A 21,908-nucleotide genomic window follows, 5' to 3' on the forward strand; every position below is an offset into this window, starting at 1 on the left:
CTAAGCGGAAAACGCAGACATAGCCCTGCTTGAGGAGTTGGCGCCGGAAGAAGCCCGACTCGAGGCCGTCGATGAGTCCGATCGCGAGGTCGATGCGACCCGCCTCCATCTCGCCCTTCAGGGTTTCATTGTTGCCACGCACGACCGTGACCGACACGCCGGGCGCCATCGCATCCAGGAGCGGCAGGAGGCGCGGAAGGATGTAGATCTCGCCGATGTCCGTTATCCGCAGCGTGAAGGTGCGGCGACTGCTCGCGGGGTCGAAGCTGAACTCCTGTCCGATCGCTTGGCGCAGGGAGTCGAGCGCATAGCCGATCGGTTCGGCCAGGTGTCGGGCGTAAGCGGTCGGTTCCATTCCGCTGGCGGTGCGACAGAACAATTCGTCGCCGAGCAACTGACGCAGGCGCTTGAGCGAGCGGCTCACGGCAGGCTGGATGACCCCGAGGCTGTCCGCCACGCTGGAAACCTTCCTTTCCTTCAGCAACTGGTCGAAGACGAGCAGCAGGTTCAGATCGAAATCGTTCAGGTCCATCTCGCGCACCTCCCCGCAAGGGATGCTTGAATCAAACCGCCGTGGTCTCGACGGCACCAACGGGGCCGCCGCCTGCCGTGCAGTGTACTCGGCTCGAGATCACGACCGGGGTACGCCGGGGGGCAGCGACGCGCTCTATCTAAACGGCGAAAAAAAACGGGCGCCCGCAGGCGCCCATCAAAGGCGGCGACCCGGGACGGGGCCACCGCAAGCTGGATGCCGCCTCAAACGCGAGGACGGCATCCGCGGAGGTGAGTCTTCAACTCATGCCTGGGCCACCGCGCGGCGGCTGTCGAGCATGCGTGCGACACGCGGACCGACCAGCATGGCGATGGCCGCCACCCACAGGCCGATGGCGATCGGGCTGGAGAACAGCACGCCGATCTCGCCGTTGCTGATCGACAGCGCGCGACGCAGGTTCTGCTCCATCATGTCGCCGAGCACGAAGCCGAGGATGAAGGGCGCGATCGGGAAGTTCATGACCCGCAGCAGGTAGCCGATGCCGCCGATGATCGTGCCCAGCACCAGGTCGAAGGTGTTGCCATGCACTGCATACACGCCGACCATCGAGATCGCCGCCACGCCAGGCACCAGCAGCCAGGTCGGGATCGACAGGAACTTGACGAACACCCGGATCAGCGGAATGTTCAGGATCAGCAGCATCACGTTGGCGATGAAAAGCGACGCGATCAGGCCCCACACGATCACCGGCTGGTCCTGGAACAGGGTCGGGCCGGGGGTGATGTTGTACAGCGTCAGCGCGCCCATCATCACTGCAGTGGTACCCGAGCCCGGCACACCCAGGGTCAGCATCGGCACCAGCGAACCGTTGGCCGAGCCGTTGTTGGCCGCTTCCGGTGCTGCAACGCCGCGCACGTCACCCTCGCCGAACTGGTGATTCTTGCCCGCCATGCGACGCTCGCTGGCGTAGCACATGGTCGAGGCGATGGTTGCGCCCGCACCCGGCAGCACGCCGATGAAGAAGCCGGCCAGCGAGCAGCGCAGCATCGTCCACTTCACCAGCATGAACTCCTTCATGTTGAACATCACGCGGCCGGTGAGCGCCATCGGCTCAACACCGGAATGGGCATGTTGCAGCATCAGCATGACCTCACTGACCGCGAACAGGCCGATCACGATGACGATGAAGGGAATACCGTCCTGCAGATGCAAGGCATCGAAGGTGTAGCGATAGACGCCACTGTTGGAGTCGATGCCCACCGTCGACAACAGCAGGCCGATCAGGCAGGCGATCGCCGCCTTGGGCAGCGAGTCACCAACCAGGCCGCCGAGGCAGCACAGCGCCAGCACCATCAGCACGAAGTACTCCGCCGGGCCGAAGGAAATCGCCCATTCGGCCAGGAGCGGCGCGAACAGTACGATGCCCACGGTCGCGACCAGTGCGCCGCAGAACGAAGCCATCGCCGAGATCGACAGGGCCGGTCCGGCAAGCCCCTTCTTCGCCATCGGATAGCCGTCCATCGTCGTCATCACCGCACCGGCGTCGCCCGGCACGTTGAGCAGGATCGCCGATATCCGTCCACCGTACTCACAACCGGCATAGACCGCGCAAAGCAGGATCAATGCCGACTCCGGCGGCAGCTTCATCGCGAACGCGATCGGCAGCAGGATGGCGACGCCGTTGATCGGGCCCAGGCCGGGCAGCAGGCCGACCACGGTGCCCAGAAAGCAGCCGACCAGCGCGATCATCAGGTTCTCGGGCGTGCCGGCAACGGCAAAGCCCTGCATCAGCAGCGAAAGTGTGCTGTCCATGATTTACCCCAGGATGTTGTTGAGCCACAGCCCGGTCGGCAATGCGACGTCGAGCAGAAGGTCGAACAGGATGAACAAGCCGATTCCGAGGCCGATTCCGCCGATCGCGCCCTGTTTCCAGCTGCCGCCAAAGAAGCGGGCGATGGGAAGGACCATCAGCGCGGTGGCGATGATGAAGCCGAGCTTGTCGAACACCCAGGCGTAGGCCAGCACGATCAGAAACAGCAGGCCGATGCGCTGGAGGACGGCAGGGGGCGCCCAGGTGGTGTCGCTCTTCTTCTCCAGCATCAGGGCAACGGCGCTGATGCCGAGCAGGACGAGAATGACGATCGGAAATGCGCGTGGTCCGACCGGCTCGTAGGAAATGGCCACTTCGAAACTGCGTGCGATCCAGATGCCAGCCAGGCTGACGATCAAGAGTATGCCGCCGAGGATTTTTTCGCTCATGTCGGTCTCCAGGAAATGAGGCCCCGCATCGCTGCGGGTGCGGGGCCGATGACGGACGCTTACTGGGCAACCAGGCCGAGTTCCTTGGCGAGGACCTTGTAGCGGGCGACCTCGCGCTTGACGTTCTCGGTCAGCTCGGCGCCGGTCAGGTCATAGGGGAACAGGCCGCGCTCGGCGCGCAGCTGATCGAATTCGGGCGAGGCCTGGAGCTTCTCGAACGCGGCGATCCACCACTGGTAGTCGGCATCCGACACCTTGGGCCCCATGTAGAAGCCGCGGGTGATGGTCCAGTCGACGTTGTAACCCTGCTCGATCGCGGTCGGAATGTCGGCCAGTTCACCCTTCAGGCGCTCCGGGGCCATGATCGCGAGCACCTTGATCCGTCCGCCCTTCAGGTGGCCAAGGACTTCGGAGGCGTCGCCCGAGTAGGCATGCACGTGGCCGCCCATCAATGCGGTGATGGCCTCTCCGCCGCCTTCGAAGGCGACATAGCGCATCGACTTGGGATCGACACCGGCCTCACGGGCGATCAGCGCGGACTTCATCCAGTCCTGGCTGCCGACCGAACCGCCGGCACCGAACACCACCTTGGACGGCTCCTTGCGCGTGGCTTCGACCAGATCCTTCAGGCTCTGGTGCGGCGAATCTGCCTTGACGATGATGGCGCCGTAGTCGGCTCCGACCGCGGCCAGCCACCTGACATCGTCCTCGGTGTACTTGCCGAACTTGCCGATCGCCAGGTTGAGGAAGGAGCCGCCCGAGTAGGCGACGATGGTGCCGCCTTCGGCCGGACGGTTGGCGATGACGGTGTTGTAGGCCACGGCACCGATCCCGCCTGGCATGTAGGTGACGCGCATCGGCGCCTCGAGCAGCTTGCTGTTCTGCAAGGCGCTCTGCGCCAGCTTGCAGGTGAGGTCGAAGCCGCCGCCCGGCTTGGCCGGAGCGATGCACTCGGGCTTGGCCGGCTCGGCGTGGACGACACCGGCTGCGAGGGTGGCAAGGACCGCGGTGGCCGCGGCAAACAGGGTCTTCTTCAGCATCATGGCGATCTCCTCCGTGTATGGACGCCTCTTGTGCGAGGCGAATCCACTTCGCCCCGTGTGGAGCGGACAATACGGAGAAGGTCTTTCGATAGCCTTTCAGTGTCCGCAGCGCAGGATCCCGGTCGCGCCGTCGGCGGCGTCGGTGAAGGCCAGCAGGCCGTCGGTCCGTTTCATGGCCTGGCCGTCACGGGATGGGTTTGCGCACCGATGCAGACTCACGTTCGGTCGACGCCCCCTGCGCCAGCAAGGCGACCTCGGCCTTGTCGAGTCCGTCCGGCATCCCGAACAGCACGAGCGTGTCGCCCACCTCGAGCCTCAGCCCGGGTGGGGGGTGGAGCATGCGCTCGCCGGCGCGCACCAAAGCCTGAAGGCGGCAATCGCCCAGGTCCAGCTCGCCGAGCACCTGTCCGACCGCGACCGAGCCGGCCACGAGTTCGACCGCATGCAGCCGGTCATGGCCCGTGTCCTGATCGGCGTCGCCCAGCACCGGTTCGTCCGACCGGTAAAGCTCGTGCAGGTACTGGTAGCGGTTGGCCTGCGCCGCGCGAATGCGCCGCAGGACGCGCTTCGTCGGCACCTCCGCCATCAGCAGCACATGGGCGGCGATCATCAGGCTGGCCTCGACCGTCTCGGCCACCACCTCTGTCGCGCCCAGTTCGAGCAGTTCGGCGAGCGGTGCCTCGTCGCGGGTGCGCACCATGACCTTCACCGGCCAACGGCTCGAGCGCACGTGCTGCAACACCTTGCGCGCCGCCCCGAGGTCGTCGTGCGAGATCACGATCAGTCGCGCACTGTCGGCCCCGACCGCCTCCAGGATGTCGCGCTCGGACGAGTCGCCATAGAACACCGGCATGCCCGCGGCATGGGCGTCGCGCACCCGCGCCGGATCCATGTCGAGGGCGATGAAGGGAATCCGCTCCGCTTCCATGAAACGGGCGAGGTTCTGGCCGATGCGGCCGTAACCGCAGATGACCACGTGGTCACGCTGGTCGGGCGGCGCGTCCTCGGCATGCGCCACCCCATTGGTGGCCAGCACCGGTCCCCGCACCAGGCGACGGGCGACGGCCGCGTTGTAGCGGATGAAGAAGGGAGCGATCAGCATGCTGAACAGGACCGCCATCAGCACCACCTGCGCCACCTCAGCGGCCAGCACCTGGCTGTCGAGCGCAATCGCCAGCAGGGCGAAACCGAACTCGCCGCCCACCGCCAGCACCACGCCCGTGCGCACCGCCGTCGCCCGATTGACCCCGGCGAAATGGACGATGAAGAAGACCAGCACGGCCTTCGCGATCAGCATGGCCGCGGCACCCGCCAGGGCCAGATGCCACAGCTCGGGGAGCACCGAGACGTCGAGCAGCATGCCGATGGTGACGAAGAACAGGCCGAGCAGCACATCGCGGATCGGCCGGATGGTCGATTCGATCTGATGGCGGAACTCGGTCTCGCCGAGCATCATGCCGGCCAGAAAGGCCCCCAGCGCCATCGACAGACCGAGGCTTTGGGTGATCGCGGCGGCGACCAGGCTCACCAGCAGCACGGTCAGCGTGAACAGCTCGGCCGAGCGCCGCGCCGCAACCTCGTGAAACAGCGGCCGCAGCAGCCAGCGCCCGGCCAGATACACCAATGCGAAGGCCGCTGCCGCCTTCAGCAAGGCAAGACCGAGCGGCGCGGCGATCGAACCCGAGGCCATGCCGAGCACCGGAATGACCACCACGAAGGGCACGGCGGTGATGTCCTGAAAGACGGACATCGCCACCCCCAGCCTGCCGTGCCGGCTCTGGTCCTCACCCTGCTCGATCAACTGCTTGCTGATGACCGTGGTCGACGACTGCGCCACCACCGCGCCGATCACGAAGGCGGTCTCCGGCGAATGGCCGAGCAACCACGCACCGACACCGACGATGAGGGTGGTGAGGACGACCTGCGCCGTACCCAGGCCGAACACCAGGTTGCGCATCGCCAGGATCTGCGGCAGCGAGAAGTTGAGGCCGATGGTAAACAGCAGGAACACGATGCCGAACTCGGCCAGCACCCGGTTGTGCTCGACATCGGGCACGAGACCAAAGGCGTGGGGACCGACCAGCGCGCCGACGAGCAGATAGCCGAGGCTGGACGGCATCCGCATGCGTTGCAGCGCGACGACCGCGATCACCGAAAAGATGAGCAGGATCAGGACATGCGCTTGGACCGGTGGAATCATCCGGAAATCGACGTGGCTGGTAGGTGAGGCTGCGGTCCGTCCGCGCCCCGCGAGCGCGGACAGCTAAGCCCCAAACCATACACGAGGCCGGGCGGACGGGTGACACGACCCATCCGCCCGGCCCGCACGGCAATCAGGACGCAGGCGTACCGAGCGCCTTCGCCACCGCCCGCAATACCGCAACGCGCTGCGCATCGGCGGCGTCGGCCCGCAGTTCGAGGAACTCGGCCAGCAGCTTAAGCTGCCGAACCACCGAGTCCATCTGCCGTCGCGAGGCCGCGAGCATGCCCGCCGACTCCTGGTAGGCACGCGCCAGCATCCTGGCAGCATCGTCGGTGCCCGCTGGCACACCGTCGATCAGCCAGCGCGTGACCGCGCAATCGGCCACCATGATGCCGTCGAAGAAGCCGAAGCGGCGCTCGAAGCGCTTGCGCGCCACCGCCTGGCACTGCTCCAGCATGGCCAGGTCCACCGCCTCGCCCAGCAGCCAGTCGAGCTGCAGCCGGTTGATGCGAGTGTAGGGGTCCCAGTCGGCCTGCGCCGGATCCCCCTCGCCCAGCGCGTAGGCGTCGCGCGCGTCGCGCAGCGCGTCACGCACCGCCGCCCACGCCTTGCGCTCCGCGCCCGCCTTCCCCTTCGCAGCCCTTGCGCCCGGTGCCGGCGTGTCCTCGCCCGCCGCCGCGATGTCCTCGCCGGGCGGCTGGGCGCCGCGCAGCAGGATCATGGCGCGACGTTTGCACGCGCTGCCGAGGATGGCCTGGCGCTCGGCGCTCGGCCGCAGCCCGCTTTCAGGCGCAGGCTGGGCCGCAGGCGCGACACGCGGCACCGGCTCGGGACCGGTGATCATGATCAGCGCACGCATGCGCGCGATCGCGTCATCGACCAGCCCGCGCGCGCGCTCGAGATCCTCGGCCGCACCCGACTGGCTGAGCTGTTCGGCCAACCGGGCCTCGATGTTGGCCAGCTGCTCGATGGCCGCGATCGGCACCACGCCCTTGGACGAGTCCTCGGCAACCGCGCGCAACAAGGGCTCGCGCGCCGCCTCGAAGCCGCCGACGTCGCCGTATGCGGCATACAGCCGGCCCAGCGCCTGCTGCACGTCGGGCCGCGCCGCCCACGCCGCCGGCAGCCGGCCCAGCCTGCGCTGGACCCGCTTCTGCACGCTGCGAAAGGCCGCCTCGGTGCTGTCGCCGTCGAGCCGGTGGCCATCGAGCCAGAGCTGGTCGAGCCAGTCGAGCAGCTCCTCCGGCGCGAGCAGCAGGCCGTCCTCACGCTCGGCGCCGTCGTTGACCCTGAGCTGGAAGGCCGGATCGCCATAGGCCTGGTAGGCACCCCAGGTGTTGCAGTCGGGGTGGCGGCGGTAGGCCTCGCAGCGGGCAGCGTGGATCGCGTCGCCGAAACGTGCGCCGTCGACTGCCATGGCCTTGAAGAAGTGCTCGGAGAAGGTCAGCGCCGCGTCGTCGCGCACCTCCCAGCCGGCCGCCACCACGCAGCGCACGCCCATGTCGATGAGCTCGCGCGCCAGGCTGGCGGCCAGCCGCTGCCCGCCCTGCTCGGTGCCGACCTTGCCGAGATGGCAGCAGCTCAGGAAGACGAGGTCGGGAACGGTCTCCATCAGGCCGATCTCGGCCGCCGACAGCAGCAGCCCATCGGACAGCACCACGCCGCTGCGGTAACTGCCGTCGGCCGCACGGCGGGCATGAATGCCGTGCGCGGCGATCACCAGCACCCGGCAGGGGCGGGCGAACAGGCGCGCATAGACGTCGCCGGCGCGGGCGTCGGGCGGCGCATGGCTGACCGTATAGCCCGCCCCCTCGAGCACGCGCAGCACGGCTTCGCCCTCGCGCGCCGCGCCACCGAGGCTGGGCAGGCGGTCGGGCCGGGGGCTGCCGTCGGCATCAGGGCGGGGCTTCCAGCCCGGCCCGCCGAACTCGGCGTAGTAGCCCTCGGTGCTGGGATTGGCGATCACACAGGCGGTCATGGCATCGGTGCGCACCACATCGCGCCGGTAATTGCGTGTCATGAACTGGCGGACCACCCGGGTGTGGATGACGAGCGGCTCGCCGTCGTCTTCGAGCAGTTCCCAGGGCAGGTTGGCGGTGCTCTCGTCCACTACCAGGATCAGGTTGTTGGCCTTGCGTGCCGCGGCCTTGAAGTCGACCGGGACCAGGAGCTGGAACAGGGTGTGGCCGAAACTGCCCCCGCCGCCCCGATAGCGGGTCGACGCCGGGCCGGTGAGCGCCTCGTCGGCGAGGCGTTCGATGAGGCCGGGCTGGCGGGTCTGGACCACGACCTCGGCGCGCGCCTTCTCGCCCATGAAGGTGAAGCGGAAGCGCTGCGCATGACGGATCACCGGCGCGAAGGCCTCGCCCGCCGCCAGCGGGCTGGCGGCGTCGGCACCGTCCTTGCAGCCGTACAGGCTCAGCCAGCGGCGCAACACCTCGGGTGGCATCGGGTTGCACAGGCGCGGCAGCCAGCATTCCGCGCTGCAGTCGCTGTCGTCACGATCGGCATCGCTGACCGACAGCCGTGGCCAGTAGTCGCCAAAGGGGCTCACGATCAGGCGCTGGCGCACACCCTCGCCGTGCTGCAGCGGCTCGCTGAGATCGAGCCGGGCGCCCAGGCGCTCGAGCTCGGCGGCAAGCAGGGTGTTGAGCTCGCTCACCGCATAGGCGGCGGAGATGGCGGCATCGCGATAGAGCTCGATCAGCTCCAGCTCGACGATACGGCCGACCGGCCCCTTGCGCGCCTTCGCGCCTTCGGCGTAATCGCGGTTGGCGAGCAGCACGCCGCGCACCACCGCCTTCACCGCCTCGGCGATGTCCAGGCTGGCTGCCGAATTCGTGCCCACCAGCAGGCTTGCCAGGCGCAGCGGCAGCTGGCCTTCGGGACGCCGCCCGCGCCCGTCGCAGTGGTCCTCGCCGTAGCGGTCGGAGGCGTGCAGCAGATAGCGCAGGGCGCCGGCGCGCACTGCTTCGGTGACGCCGTCGGCGCCGAGCTTGCCCATCTCGCCCAAGCCCACCACCACCGCTCCGCGGCCGGTGCCGCGCACGCGCTCCTCGGCGGTGCGCGGCATCAGCACCACGGTCGCGTCGCCCAGGTCGCCGGAATGGATGCCCAGGCGCTGGCGCTGGCTCAGCGCGCCGTCGACCAGCCAGCGATCGATGACCGCCTCGGCACCGGCGATCGGGTCGCCACGATAGTGGCCGCACAGCACCGGCACTTGCACGAAGCGCAGGTTCATCGCCTTCACGCCCACGCGCAGCACCGCGCGTCGACGCTGCGGCAGGGCCGGGATGCGACCGCCGAGTGCGCGACTGACCAGCTCGGTCTCGGTCGGCCAGGCCGGCGGCGGACCGGCACGGTAGGCGCGCAGCGGCTCGCGCGCCTCGTCGCTGCGGCTGACCGGCAGGCGCCCCAACCGGCGCGGCGTACCCTGGACGAGCAGGGCATCGATGTCGGCAAAGTGCTCGGTGGTGCTGGTCAGCCCCATGTGGTCGGCAGCCATGTACCAGCAGCGCTCGTCGGGCAGGCCGGGCAAGCGACCGGAGGCCCAGGTCACCGAGCCGTCACCATGAGGCGTGCCGCGCATGCGCACGAAGGGCCGGCTGCCTTCGTCAAGCAGCAGCAGCCCGCAGGGGGTGTTGTCGGCCTTGCCGAACACGTAGGCGATGCGCTCGGGCGCGTGCGCCACCCAGCGCGTGTCGGCGATCGTCTTCCAGAACCCGCGCGCCATGTCGAGCAGGGCCTGGTTCGGCTTGCCGGCGAGCCTGCGGCCGAACCAGAAGTCGTTGTTGATCGCCGCCAGTTCGCTCCAGGTCTGGGCGCGGTAGTAGTCCTTGGCGGCCGGGCCGCCGGTGTCGACGAAATCGGGCGCCGGCAGCAGGTGCGCAGCGCCCGGGAAACCGGCGACGATGTCGAGCACCGCCTGCATACCCTGGCGCAGGTCGAGGCGGGCAAGCATGCGGATGGTGTCGGACTGGCCGAGCAGGGTCTCGACGAACAGGTGCGAACCCTGGTTCGGCGTCCCCAGCATCAGCAGGCGCACGCCCGCGCCGGGGCGTGCGGCGATCTGCGGCCACAGCTCGGGGTCGGCGGCGAAGGCGGCGCGCACCACCAGCCCGCCCATGCTGTGGGCGAGGATGCGCACCGGCTGGTCGGGATGCTTCTCGAGCGCCTCGCGCAGGCGGACCGCAAGCGCCTTGCCGAGCACCTCGATCGGCTGGCGCCAGTCGTAGTCGTGGCGGATCACGCGATGGCCGGACTCGAGGTAGGCGGCCAGCCGCCCGTAGGCCATGCCGACCAGGCCCGCAGGCTGCACCGTCTTGCTGCTGTCGATCGCGATGCGCACCAGGCGACCACGGGCGAGCTCGATCGGGTCGAGCCAGATGCGCCGGCCGTCGGCGCTGAGGTGCGAGCCCATGATGCCGGGCAGGAACACCAGCACCGGCATCGTGTTGTCGGCGGGCTCCGCTTCACCGCGGCTGGCGCGGGTGGCGATGGCAGGCTCTGCCACCGGCAGCGTGAGCGGCGCCCAGGGCGCGAGCGCCGGATTGCGGGGCTCCGCCCCATCCGCATCGGGTGCGAGCCAGGCGGCCAGCGCCGCCGGCAGCGGCACGCCGTCGCGGCGCACGTCGTCACGGAAATAGCGGAAGTGATTGACCTCCGCCCCCTGCACGAAGATCGCCCGATGCGCAGGCAGCAGCGCAGCCGCGGCCGCATCGCCCGCGTCAACGGCGGCGTCGCTGCTGGCGGCGCGCGCCACCAGCCCGCCGTACATCGAGTCGGTATCGACCACCAGGTCGTTGCGGGCGCGGTCGAACAGCGCCCAATCGACGAACATCACGCCGATCCGCTGCAGCACGCCGCCGCCCTCGATGTCGCCGGCGATCACCCCCACCCTGACCTGCGGCGCGATGCGCGCACGGCCGAGCAGCATGCCCATCGGCGCCTCGGGCAGCATCGCCTCGATGCCCGGCACCACCTGCGGCTGCAGGCGCTTGTCGGCGATCTCGAGCACGATGCGGGCGAGGAACTTCAGGCCGCCATCGGCCGCCTCCTTCGCCTTCACCGCCGCGGCCGGTGCCAGCGCGCCGACGGCGGCCCCCACGCTCCAGGCCCCGGCCCGGCGTACCAGGTTGAGCAGGCCGGACAGGAAGACGTCGAGGTTGTCCGACAGCAGCGCGGTGCCGCGGGCCGGCGCGGCGACCCGCACATAGCGCTCGACGACGATGCCGCGCGCCACCAGCTGGGCGGCCAGACGGCCAAGCTTGGCGCGCTCGCCGGCGGCGAAGGCCTCGGCCTCCGCGTCGGCATCGCCATCGTCGGTCAGGGGGCTGGCGCTGCGGTAGTCCTCGATCAGCTCGGCCAACTCGCCGTCGGCGCCGTCCAGGCACAGCAGGTCGCCGACCAGGCCGCCGCGCGAGTGCGTCACCAGGTTGATCCTGCAGCGCTCGGGCAGGGTCTCGACCAGGGCGAGCGCGTTGTCGATCGGGCTTTGCGAGAAGGTGCGATGCTCGTAGCCGAAGATGCGCTCACCGAAGCGGTCCTTCAGCGCCGACCAGGCCGTGCTGCCCGGTAGATCGCCGAAACCGCCCAGGGTGTGCGAGCCGGTGCCGTGGATGAAGATCAGCAGCGGCCCTGTCTCGGCAGCTTCACTGAGCCTTCGGTCGCCAGCTTGCAGGCGGTCCTCCTTGCGCAGCGCGCCGCCATCCCAGGGATAGAGCCCGGGCTCGCCGGCGAGGCGCTCCTCGATCATCGCCATCAGCGCGGTCGCGCCCTTGCGCGAGGCCCAGGCCACCGCCCAGTCCTCGACCTTGCCGCCCAGCCACTCGCGCGCCTTGTCCTTCGCGGCCTTGCTGATGGCGTCCTCGGGCAGGCTGAGCCGGCTCACCCGCCGCCAGATCCACCCCAGCGCCCCACGGGTGCTGTCCTCGGCGTCACGAAAGCCGGCGAAATCGACCGCGCCTTGCGCATCCACCAGCTCGGGGCGGGTGCGCGCAAGCTGCTCGGCGAGGGCGTCGGCACGGATGAAGATCGTGGTGCCGTCCTCCGCTTCGAGCGCCAGCAGGCCCGAGCCTTCGTCCAGGGTGCCGGTGACCGGGGCCTCGTCGCTGCGGCTGGCCGCGGCGAGCTCCATGACGCTGGTGACCTTGAGGCCGGGCACCAGGTCGACCGCGTCGCCGCCGTCGGCCCGGCTGCCGGGCAGGCGCAGCAGGGCGGGCGCGGTGGCCGCCGCGGTGCTCGCTGGTTCGGCCGGCAGCGGCAGCTTGAGCAGGGTTCTGGAGCCCGCAGGGGTCTTGCGTTTTGCCATGTCAGTGGTCCGGGGATGAGCGCAGCGTTGGAGGGGGAATCAGGGATGACGCCAGAAGGCATGGGCGCGGAAGCGCGCGTTCAGCCACCAGGCGCTGGCGGCGGCGGCGCGCAGCACGTTGCGCGTGCCGGCCTGGGATTCGACCGGATGCAGCACCTGGCCGCCGGCGTTGCGCCTGGCGCTGGCGCCGTCCTGTTCGGGCACGACGACGGTGATGTGTCCGGGGCGGTTGAGCTCGGTGCGCTGGCCGACGATCACGCACACCTCGCCGGCATTGGCCGCGGCCTGCAGCGTCGTCAGATCCACCTCGGGGACCCAGCCGAAGGCGGACCCGTGGTCCTCGAGCCAGTCGAACAGGCTGTTGGCATTGAGCTCGCGCACCGTCTGCCCATAGGCGACCGGCACCGTCTCGCCCGCGTGGAGGCGGCGCAGGGCCGGGTCGGTCCACCACACCCGCGGCAGATAGACGCCGCACAGATAAGCGAAGTCGGTCGCGTAGATGTTGCAGTAGGTGTTGCCGCCACCCGCCAGGTAACGCCGGTGGGCGGGATTGGCGACGTCGAGGTAATCGACGATCGCGCTCACCGCGGCGGCCAGCGCCTCGGTCGTGCGCCCGCCACGTGTCGGCCGTCCCGTCTCGCCCAGCGGGTAGGCGCGGCCGCCGTCACGCGCGCGGGTGATGTCACTGCGGTTCTGCTGCAGGTGCGCCGGCGGCACCGCCGGCGCCGCGGCCGCGAGCAGCACCGGCGGCGCCGCGCGCACGCGACTGCGCGGCAGCGGCTCGAGGTAGCGCTCGGCGACGAAGCCCTCGCGCAGCGCGCCATTCACCAACGCGCGCAGGCGCACCCAGCCTGCCTCCGGCGCGGCGCCCAGGACCTCGACCTGGCTGCCCTGGTTGAGCGTCGCCATGCGCGTGTTGTCCGCGACGCGGGGCGCGCTGCGCAGATTCAGGCTCAGCGGCAGGACACGGTGTGTCGGCTTCAGCGCCGGCCCCGACGGCAGCTCGGCCGCCGTGCGCCCGGCAAGCTCGGCGAGCGCGCGCTTGGCCTTCTCGAGCAGCTCGCGACGATGGGCAAAGCCGTTCAGGCCACCGTTGATGCGGCGCGTGATGGAGTTCAGGTCGTCGAGGTCGGCCAGCGCGTTGAGCGCGCTCTTGTCCCAGAAATACACCGCCGACTGCGCCGCATAGCGCGTGGCCACAAGCTCGGGCTGGGCGACGACGTCGTCGCCGATCCAGGCCGAGAAGGCACGGTAATTGGCCTTGCCGGTGAGCTGGATCAGGCCACGGCCGCGGTAACGATAACCGTCCCCGCTCGACTCCGGCCCGTTGCCCATGCGCCCGGCATAGACGCGGCTGCCGATGCGTTCGGGTTGGTTGGCATAGGCCGCGGCCTCGGCAGCGGTGGGGAAGTAGCGCGGAAACACCGCCTGCAACCGCTCGGCCGAGTAACGCATGTTCTCGACCGTCGTCTTGAGCGAGCCCGACTCGTGCATCACCTGGGCCAGAAAGTGCGCGATGCGCAGGGCGGAGTCGATGCCATGCGCCGCCATCGCCGCATTGAGCGGGTCCAGGTAGGCATCGGCGTTCGCCGCCGTCGCCCCCATGCGGGTGAGTACTTCGCGCGCGATCGACATGGCTCCCCTCCCCAGGCTGTGCAGTCCTTGCACTTAAGCCCATGGAATGCGGCTTTTCAAGCACGGCGGGGCGCAACAGCGGGCCGGGCCGAGGCGAGGCGGCATAATGGCGCCGACCCGATCGTTGATGGAGCTGCAGGACATGCAAATCGGCCCTCCCGCCAGGCACTGCGCGGTCCGCCCCGCACGCGCAGCGCGGCGCCCGGCACGTACTGCCCTTGCCACGGCGCTGCTCGCGCTGAGTGCCGCGTGCACGGCCGAGACGCCGCCAGCCGCGGCGACCGGCGCCGCCGCCACAACCGCCGCGGCAGCGAGCACGCTCGACATCGTGTGCACCGAGCTGCACGACAGCGATCGCACACGCCTCGTGCTGGAGGTGGGGCGCGCACACACGGCGACACGGCCGGACGTCATCCGCTTCGAGATCGTCACGCCCGAGTTCCTGTGGCCGGCGCCCGGCCAGCCCGAGACGCCGCGCTTTCCGGCCGAGTTCAGCGATGCTTCGCCCAACCTCGCAGCCGCCCTGCGCTTTGGCGCGGCCCACGACAGCGACGACGCGCTGCGTCTGCTCGACTTTCACGCCCGCGAACCGGATGCGGTGGCCCTGGAAGGCCTGCGCGGCTCGCTCGCGCTGCATGAGAGCTGGCAGAACCGGCGCGCGCTGGCCTCGCTGTTCTACGCCGCCACCGGCAACCTGGTGCAGCTCGTCGCGCTCGACTGCCGCCGCTTCGGCAGCGACTGAAAAGCGGACTCAGGCCCGCCAGGTGGCGCGCCCGCCATGCTTGGCGCGATACATTGCGGCGTCGGCACGGGCAATCAGCGCCGCCGGGCTGTCGCCGTCCTGCGGGAAATAGGCGATGCCGACGCTGGCGGAGATGTCGACCGCCTGGCCGTCGATGTCGAAGGGCTCGGACAGTCGCTCGACGATCTTCTGCGCCGCCTGTTCGGCAATCTCCTTGCCCCTGACCGCCGGCATCAGCACGACGAATTCGTCGCCGCCGAGGCGGGCGACCGTGTCCTCGCTGCGAAAGAGCTGCTCGAGCCGGCGTGCGACCTGGACCAGCAGGCGGTCGCCGAACGCATGCCCGAAGCGGTCATTGACCGGCTTGAACAGGTCGAGATCGATGAACAGCACGACGACCTGGGCGTTGTGCCGACGGGCATGCAGCATCATGCGCTGCAGGCGATCGAGCAGCAGGGCGCGATTGGGCAGACCGGTGACGAGGTCGAAGTTGGCGCGCTGCCAGACCTCGGCCGAGGCGAGACGGCGCATCGCCTGACCATAGCGCCCGAGCGCCACGACCAGCGCGGCGATGACGAGCAGGAACACGCCACTGAGCAGGGCGCCGCGCACGATCGCCCATTCGCGCGCCTTCCGCACCGGTGCGAGCACATCCTCCAGCGCCAGCCCCGCAATCGTGATCAGGCCCGACGGCAGCCGGCTCCAGCCGTAGATGCGGGTCACGCCGTCGGCGTGGCTTGCGCTCAGGTAGTCGCCCTCCAGCACGTCATACTGGAGCACGAAGGGGCGCTGCAGACGTAGCTGCTTGCCGTAGTAGTCCGTCCCATGCAGGGTGCGCAGCAGCAGTTGTCCGTCGCGACCGATCAGCGACAGCGTGTCGCGCGGCCCCGGACCAAGGCGCAGCAGCTGCGCCGCCCAGCTGTCGACCGACAAGGCCATCGACACCACCCCGTCGAACGCACCGTCGCGCCGGATCGCCCGTGCCACCTGGATGCTCCAGCGCTGGGTGAGGCGGCCGAGCACCGGCTCGCTGATGACGAGAATGTCTTCCTTCGCCGCCGACAGGCGCAGGAAGTAGTCGCGGTCACCCAGGTAGTTGCGCGGTGCCGGTCCCAGCGAGGAGTAGCTCAGGTAGCCCTCGCGATCGATGATGAAGACCTGCAGCACGAAGTCGGCGGACACCCCGCGCAGGGTGAGCTGGGCGTGGCGGTCGATGGCCTCGGCTCCGTCATAGACCACCGCCCGCACCGACTTGAGGGCGAAATCGAAACCGTTGAGTGTGGCCTGCACCAGCTCGCCGACCGCGCGCGCCTGAATGCGAGCCTGCATGCTTGCCCGCGCCACCGCTGCCGCCTCGGCTTCGTTCGCGCCGCGCAGCATGTCGCCCCAACCAAAAGCGAGCGCGAGCAGGCTCACGAGGACGATCGCGAGGCGAATGGCATTCAGCGGCCACTGAATGGCAGGGGGCTGCACGACAGGTCGTGACACCGGAAGCTCCGCTTGGCGTTGTTCGGGCCCACGGGTAGCCCGCTGACTGCCGGGCGAGGATCGCTTCAGATGCTACTACGCCATCGCGCGGCCCAGCGTGTCATGCGTCGCACCGCGCAACAACACGGCAAGGGCCGCAGGAGCCTCAAGGGCCGGGTGGCGGAAGCAGGAACAGAAGCAGCGACAGCGTCAGCACGGAAAGCAGGGTCGACAGGAACACCGCCGAGGCGATAGTGGACTGGCAGACCTTGTGGCGCTGAGCGAACAGGTAGGGCGTGATGCCCGCCGGCAGCGCCGCCAGCAGCACGCCGGTCATCACCCACAGCGGCGGCACGTCGAACACCTGGCTGGCGAGCAGCCACACGAGCAGGGGATGCACGACCGTCTTCAGCGCCACCAGCATGGCCGGCTCGCGCAGGTTGCCGCCCAGGTTGTAGCGTGTCAGCGACGCCCCGAGCGCGAACAGCGCGCACGGCGTGGCCGCGCTGCCCAGACCCTTGGCCACCGCATCGAGCGGGCCGGGAATCTGGATGCCGATGAGGGCGAACGCGAGGCCGCAGGACAGCCCCCAGATGATCGGCGTCGCCAGCACGCTCTTCACCAGCTTCAGCAGCATCGTGCCAAGCGCTTCCTTGCCCCCCTGCGCCGCCTCGATCAGGGCGGTGGTGGGCGGCAGCATCAGCAGGCTGTGGCAGGCGATCATGACGAACAGCGGCAGTGCCGCCGACGACCCGTAGGCCGTCATCACCAGCGGGATGCCCAGCATGCCGGTATTGGAGAAGGCCCCGCCGAGGCCGAGCACCGCCTGCTCGTGGAGGCGACGCGCGAACAGGATCCGTCCGCCCACCATCGCCAGCGCATACACCGCGAAAGCGCCGATGTAATACGACAGCAGATAGCCCCACGGCATCGCGTCGGGCAGCTCGGCCTGCGCGATCGCGCGGAACAACATCAGCGGCAGCGCGAAGTTGAACACGAACAGCGACAGCCCGCGGTTGGCCGCCTCGTCGAACACGCCCAGGCGTGCCGCGGCGTAGCCCAGGCCGAGCGTGCCAAAGACCGGCAGGATGATGCCGAAGATGATGTCCATGAGAGGTGCGCGTCACGTAAGCGGTCGATTTGCGCAGGCAATGCGCAGGCCGGCCTCCATGATGCACGCTCCGGCCGCTGCCCGCAGTCGGATAAATGTGGATTGCCGACGCAGCGGCCGCCACCGCGGGCTTGACCGTCGATCAGGCCGGCCGCATCCCGAGGCGCAGCATCGCCGCCACATTGCGCGCGGTCAGCTCGACGTTGGCCGCCGCATCGCGCAGCGCCTCGTCCAGGGTGCACGGCTTGCTCAGCACGCTGAACACCGCGTCGATGCCGTGCTCGTGCACCACGCCGACGTCAGCGCCGAGCGAACCGGCAATGCCGATCACCGGCTTGCCATGGCGCTTGGCGACGCGGGCCACGCCGATCGGCGTCTTGCCATGCACGGTCTGGAAGTCGATGCGGCCCTCGCCGGTGATGACGAGGTCGGCGTCGCGCACATGGGCATCCAGATCGACCGCGGCGGTGACGATCTCGATGCCCGGCTTCAGCGTCGCGCCGAAGAAGGCCAGCATCGCCGCGCCCATGCCACCAGCCGCGCCGGCGCCGGGCACCTGATCGACCGCGACACCGAGGTCGCGCTCGATGAGGCGGGCGAGGCGGGCGAGGTTGGCATCCAGCGTCTGCACCATCTCCGGCGTGGCGCCCTTCTGCGGGCCGAATACGGCGGAGGCGCCGCGCGGACCGGTGAGCGGGTTGTCCACGTCGCAGGCGACCTCGATGCGGCATTCGGCCAGGCGCACGTCGAGCCCGGAGACGTCGATGCGCTCGAGGCGCGCGAGCTCGCCACCACTGCCGTCGACATCGCGGCCTTCGGCGTCGAGCAGGCGGGCGCCGAGCGCCTGCACCATGCCGGCGCCGCCATCGTTGGTGGCGCTGCCGCCGATGCCGAGGATGAAGCGACGCGCGCCGGCATCGAGCGCGGCGCGGATCAGCTCGCCGGTGCCGCGCGAGCTGGTGCGCAGCGGGTTGCGCGCCGCCGGCGGGACCAGCATCAGGCCGCTTGCGGCCGCCATCTCGATGACAGCGGTCGCGCCGTCGCCGGTGAGGCCGTAGAAGGCCTCGACGCGTTCGCCGAGCGGGCCGGTGACGGCGACGGCCTCCCGGCGCCCGCCGGTTGCCGCGACCATGGCATCGACCGTGCCTTCGCCGCCGTCGGCGACCGGCACCAGCACGTAGGCGGCATCGGGGAAGACCTGGCGGAAACCGGCCTCCACCGCCTGCGCCACTTCCAGCGCGGACAGGCTCTCCTTGTACGAATCGGGTGCGATGACGATCTTCATTGGGTGTCTCCGGTCTGTATAGGCATCGCGCCGGCACTCGAAGCCCGCCGCGTGGAGTGAAAGTCTAGGCGCTTTCCCTTGCCCCGTATTCAGCGTTATGAACAATAATGAGCACTTGAAGTTGGATTTATTAGTGCACAACTCCTAAAAATCCGCCTCATTCAGCTCGAGGCCGATGAACAACAGCAGACAGTCGTCCAGCCGCGCGAGGTCGAGCCCGGTGATGTCGGCGATGCGGCGCAGACGATAGTCGAGCGTGTTGCGATGCACATGCAGGGCTTGCGCGGCGGCGGCGGTCTTCATGTCATGGGCGAACCAGGTGGTGAGCGTGCGTCGCAGCAGTCCGTCGCGATCGTGGGCGGCCAGCCGCTGCAGCGGGCGCTGCAGCTCGTCGGCACGCCAGCCCTCGGCGAGGCCGGCCAGCAGCACGGCGAGCGTGAGTTCGGCATAGCAGTGCAGGTCGGCCGCAGGCTGGCGGCGGCGGCCGACGCGCAGCGTGGCCCGCGCCGACTGCCAGGATCGCTGCAAGCCCTCGCTGCCGGCAAAATGGCCGCCGAGGGCAAGCCGCAGGCGCAGGGCGCCGTCGCCGGATAGCCGCACGCGCAGCGACTCCAGCCGCGCCCGCAACCGGCCCGGGTCGCCCCCGCCCTCGACCGCGGGCGAACCGGACGGCAGCGGCAGCAGCACGACCAGCTCGCGCAAGGACACGGCGGCCCACAACAGATCCGCGTCGGGCGTCGCCAGCAGCGCCTGCAGCCGCTGCTGCTCGGCCAGCACGGCGTCTGCAGGCAGCGCCGAGGCGTCGATCTCGATCAGCACCGCCACCCGCGGCAGCCCCAGGTCGACCTGCAGCCGACGCGCCCAGTCCTCCAGCGCCGGCGTGGCCGGCGCGACCCCGATCAGCTGCAGCACGAGTTCCTCGCGCAGGCGCAGGTCGCGTGCGAGCACCTGCATCAGGCCTGCCTGCTCGAGCATGGTCTCCGCCGCCATGCGCACCAGTTCGGCATGCTGGCCGATGGCAGCGGGCGTGCCGCTCAGGCCCACCACGCCGACCACCCGGCCCTCGGCGCGCAAGGGCAGGTTGATGCCGGGGCGGGCATCATGCAGCCGTCCCGCCAGCACCTCGTCGATCTCCACCGCCCGCCCCTGGGCCAGCACCAGCAGTGCACCCTCGTGCCGGCTGCCGATGCGGCTGCGCTCGCCGCTGGCGATGATCAGCCCGCGCTCGTCCATCACGTTGACGTTGGTGTGCAGGATTTCCATCGCCCGATCGACGATGGACTGGGCGAGCGACGCGTCGAGCAGGAACATGGCGGCGAACCGGCAGCGGAAAGCATCACATGCTGCCGCGCGGCGTGCGGCGGAACAAGAGCAGGCGCAGAATCGCGGCAACGCCGCCGACGCGCCCTTGACGCCGGCAAGCGCACCCGACCCACACGTGGAGGACATCATGACCCGCATCGAAACCGACAGCCTCGGCCCGATCGACGTCCCTGCCGAGGCCTACTGGGGCGCGCAGACCCAGCGTTCGCTGATCAACTTCGCGATTGGCGGCGAACGCATGCCGCTGGCGATCGTCCATGCGCTCGCCCTCGTCAAGAAGGCCGCCGCACGCGTGCATGCGCGCAGCGGCGAGCTGCCCGCCGCGGTCGCCGACCTCATCGGGCAGGCGGCCGACGAGATCCTGGCCGGCCGCCTCGATGACCAGTTCCCGCTGGTCGTGTGGCAGACCGGCAGTGGCACGCAGAGCAACATGAACGTCAACGAGGTCATCGCCGGCCGTGCCAACGAACTCGCGGGCCAGGGCCGGGGCGGCAAGGCGCCGGTGCATCCGAACGACCACGTCAATCGCGGCCAGAGTTCCAACGACTGCTTCCCGACCGCAATGCACATCGCCGCCGCGCGCGCGGTGCATGAAGACCTGCTGCCCGCGATCACCGAGCTGTCGAACGGCCTCGCGGCGCAGGCCGAACGCCATGCCGACCTCGTCAAGACCGGGCGCACCCACCTGATGGACGCGACCCCGATCACCTTTGGCCAGGAGCTGTCGGCCTTCGTCGCCCAGCTCAATGCCGCGGCGCACGCGATCCGCAGCACCCTGCCGGCCGTGTGCGAGCTCGCCCAGGGCGGCACCGCCGTCGGCACCGGGCTCAACGCGCCGGCCGGCTTCGGCGACGCGATCGCGGCCGAGCTCGCCGCGCTCACCGGCCTGCCGCTCGTCAGTGCGCCGAACAAGTTCGCCGCGCTTGCCGGCCACGAGCCGCTGGTGGCCCTGTCGGGTGCGCTGAAGACCCTGGCGGTGGCGCTGATGAAGCTCGCCAACGACCTCCGCCTGCTCGGCTCGGGGCCGCGCGCCGGGCTCGCCGAGCTCAGGCTGCCGGCCAATGAGCCGGGCAGCTCGATCATGCCGGGCAAGGTCAATCCGACCCAATGCGAGGCGCTGTCGATGCTCGCCTGCCAGATCCTCGGCAACGACGCCACGATCGGCTTCGCCGCCAGCCAGGGCCACCTGCAGCTCAATGTGTTCAAGCCGGTGATCGCGCACAACCTGCTGCAGTCGATCCGCCTGCTCGCCGACGGCTGCCGCAACTTCCAGCGCCACTGCGTGGCCGGCATGGAAGCCGACGCCGCGCGCATGGCCGAACACCTCGAGCGCAGCCTGATGCTGGTGACCGCGCTGAACCCGCACATCGGCTACGACAAGGCGGCGCAGATCGCCAAGAAAGCGTGGGCCGAGGGCACGACACTGCGTGCCGCCGCCCTTGCGCTCGGTTTCACCACCGCCGAGCAACTGGACGCCTGGCTGCGGCCGCAGGACATGCTCGGGCGCTGAATCCTGCATCCGGATGTAATCGGCGCGGGGGAAGCCGCCGCGCCGCCAGCAGGCACGCAACCGAATCCCGACCTGCGCCTGGCGCGGATCGGCCGCGCGCTCACCGCGCCGGCGGCGGGAAACAATTCGAAACGCCCCGCCGGGATCCCGGCGCGCATCCGGCACTCATAATCCACACACCCCAACGGCAGGTCAGCGACCCTTTGCCCTGCGCACCAACAAGCACAAGGAGGTCACCATGAACACCCGGACCCTGATTCCCGCCCTGATGCTCGCTTTCGCCGCCACAGGCTGTGCAACCTGGGAAGGCATGTCCTCGCGTGAAAAGAGCGCCGCGATCGGCGCTGGCGTGGGCGGTGTAGCCGGCGCGGTCGTCACCGACGGCGGCATTCTCGGCACCGTGGGTGGCGCAGCGATCGGCGGCGTCATCGGCGACCAGGTCGGCAAGCAGCGCTGACCGAAGCGGGCAGCGCGAGCCAAGGCTCACCCGCCCTCCCTTTTCCGCTCTCCTCATTCGGGGCACGGCG

General features: G+C 69.7%; 14 protein-coding genes. 3 read left to right on the forward strand and 11 right to left on the reverse strand.

What is annotated here, in order from left to right; genetic code table 11:
- The 7 genes from PLC66_RS18090 to PLC66_RS18120 all read right to left on the reverse strand — a co-directional run.
- Positions 1-532: LysR family transcriptional regulator (locus tag PLC66_RS18090; RefSeq protein WP_324543062.1), on the reverse strand; the 532-nt coding region annotated here is incomplete at its 3' end.
- A gap of 264 nt (positions 533-796) precedes the next feature.
- The gene (locus PLC66_RS18095) at positions 797-2,305 is read right to left on the reverse strand and encodes a tripartite tricarboxylate transporter permease (protein ID WP_324543064.1); all 1,509 of its coding nucleotides are present in this window, start codon (positions 2,303-2,305) and stop codon (positions 797-799) included.
- Positions 2,306-2,308: 3 nt separating this feature from the next.
- Entirely contained in the window at positions 2,309-2,752 is a 444-nt protein-coding gene (locus PLC66_RS18100) for a tripartite tricarboxylate transporter TctB family protein (RefSeq protein ID WP_324543066.1), read from the reverse strand.
- 59 nt (positions 2,753-2,811) lie between these two features.
- Entirely contained in the window at positions 2,812-3,795 is a 984-nt protein-coding gene (locus PLC66_RS18105; protein WP_324543068.1) for a Bug family tripartite tricarboxylate transporter substrate binding protein, read from the reverse strand.
- Between the two features lie 184 nt (positions 3,796-3,979).
- Entirely contained in the window at positions 3,980-5,995 is a 2,016-nt protein-coding gene (locus tag PLC66_RS18110; protein ID WP_324543070.1) for a monovalent cation:proton antiporter family protein, read from the reverse strand.
- Between the two features lie 133 nt (positions 5,996-6,128).
- On the reverse strand, positions 6,129-12,308 hold the full coding sequence (locus tag PLC66_RS18115; RefSeq protein ID WP_324543072.1) for a DUF7379 domain-containing protein: 6,180 nt from the start codon (positions 12,306-12,308) through the stop codon (positions 6,129-6,131).
- A gap of 39 nt (positions 12,309-12,347) precedes the next feature.
- Positions 12,348-13,943 (reverse strand): glycoside hydrolase family 19 protein, encoded by a 1,596-nt coding sequence (locus PLC66_RS18120; RefSeq protein ID WP_324543074.1) that lies wholly within the window; start codon positions 13,941-13,943, stop codon positions 12,348-12,350.
- Positions 13,944-14,085: 142 nt separating this feature from the next.
- On the opposite strand from PLC66_RS18120, the gene PLC66_RS18125 reads away from it, so the two are divergent.
- The gene (locus PLC66_RS18125; RefSeq protein WP_324543076.1) at positions 14,086-14,685 is read left to right on the forward strand and encodes a hypothetical protein; all 600 of its coding nucleotides are present in this window, start codon (positions 14,086-14,088) and stop codon (positions 14,683-14,685) included.
- 9 nt (positions 14,686-14,694) lie between these two features.
- Here PLC66_RS18125 and PLC66_RS18130 read toward each other — a convergent pair whose 3' ends face one another.
- The 4 genes from PLC66_RS18130 to PLC66_RS18145 form a co-directional block, all read right to left on the reverse strand.
- Positions 14,695-16,173, reverse strand: a complete 1,479-nt coding sequence (locus PLC66_RS18130) for a diguanylate cyclase domain-containing protein (protein WP_324543078.1) — start codon at positions 16,171-16,173, stop codon at positions 14,695-14,697.
- A gap of 145 nt (positions 16,174-16,318) precedes the next feature.
- Positions 16,319-17,263 carry an AEC family transporter gene (locus PLC66_RS18135; protein ID WP_324543080.1) on the reverse strand — a complete coding sequence of 315 codons (945 nt, stop codon included), beginning with the start codon at positions 17,261-17,263 and terminating at the stop codon, positions 16,319-16,321.
- Between the two features lie 142 nt (positions 17,264-17,405).
- Positions 17,406-18,548 carry a glycerate kinase gene (locus PLC66_RS18140; protein WP_324543082.1) on the reverse strand — a complete coding sequence of 381 codons (1,143 nt, stop codon included), beginning with the start codon at positions 18,546-18,548 and terminating at the stop codon, positions 17,406-17,408.
- A 144-nt stretch (positions 18,549-18,692) separates the two neighbouring features.
- On the reverse strand, positions 18,693-19,859 hold the full coding sequence (locus PLC66_RS18145) for a sugar diacid recognition domain-containing protein (protein ID WP_324543084.1): 1,167 nt from the start codon (positions 19,857-19,859) through the stop codon (positions 18,693-18,695).
- Between the two features lie 139 nt (positions 19,860-19,998).
- On the opposite strand from PLC66_RS18145, the gene PLC66_RS18150 reads away from it, so the two are divergent.
- Entirely contained in the window at positions 19,999-21,381 is a 1,383-nt protein-coding gene (locus PLC66_RS18150) for a class II fumarate hydratase (protein WP_324543086.1), read from the forward strand.
- 238 nt (positions 21,382-21,619) lie between these two features.
- Positions 21,620-21,838 (forward strand): YMGG-like glycine zipper-containing protein, encoded by a 219-nt coding sequence (locus tag PLC66_RS18155; protein ID WP_324543088.1) that lies wholly within the window; start codon positions 21,620-21,622, stop codon positions 21,836-21,838.
- Positions 21,839-21,908: the final 70 nt, after the last annotated feature.

It is taken from the genome of Thauera sp. (assembly GCF_035444905.1).
Classification (GTDB): domain Bacteria; phylum Pseudomonadota; class Gammaproteobacteria; order Burkholderiales; family Rhodocyclaceae; genus Thauera.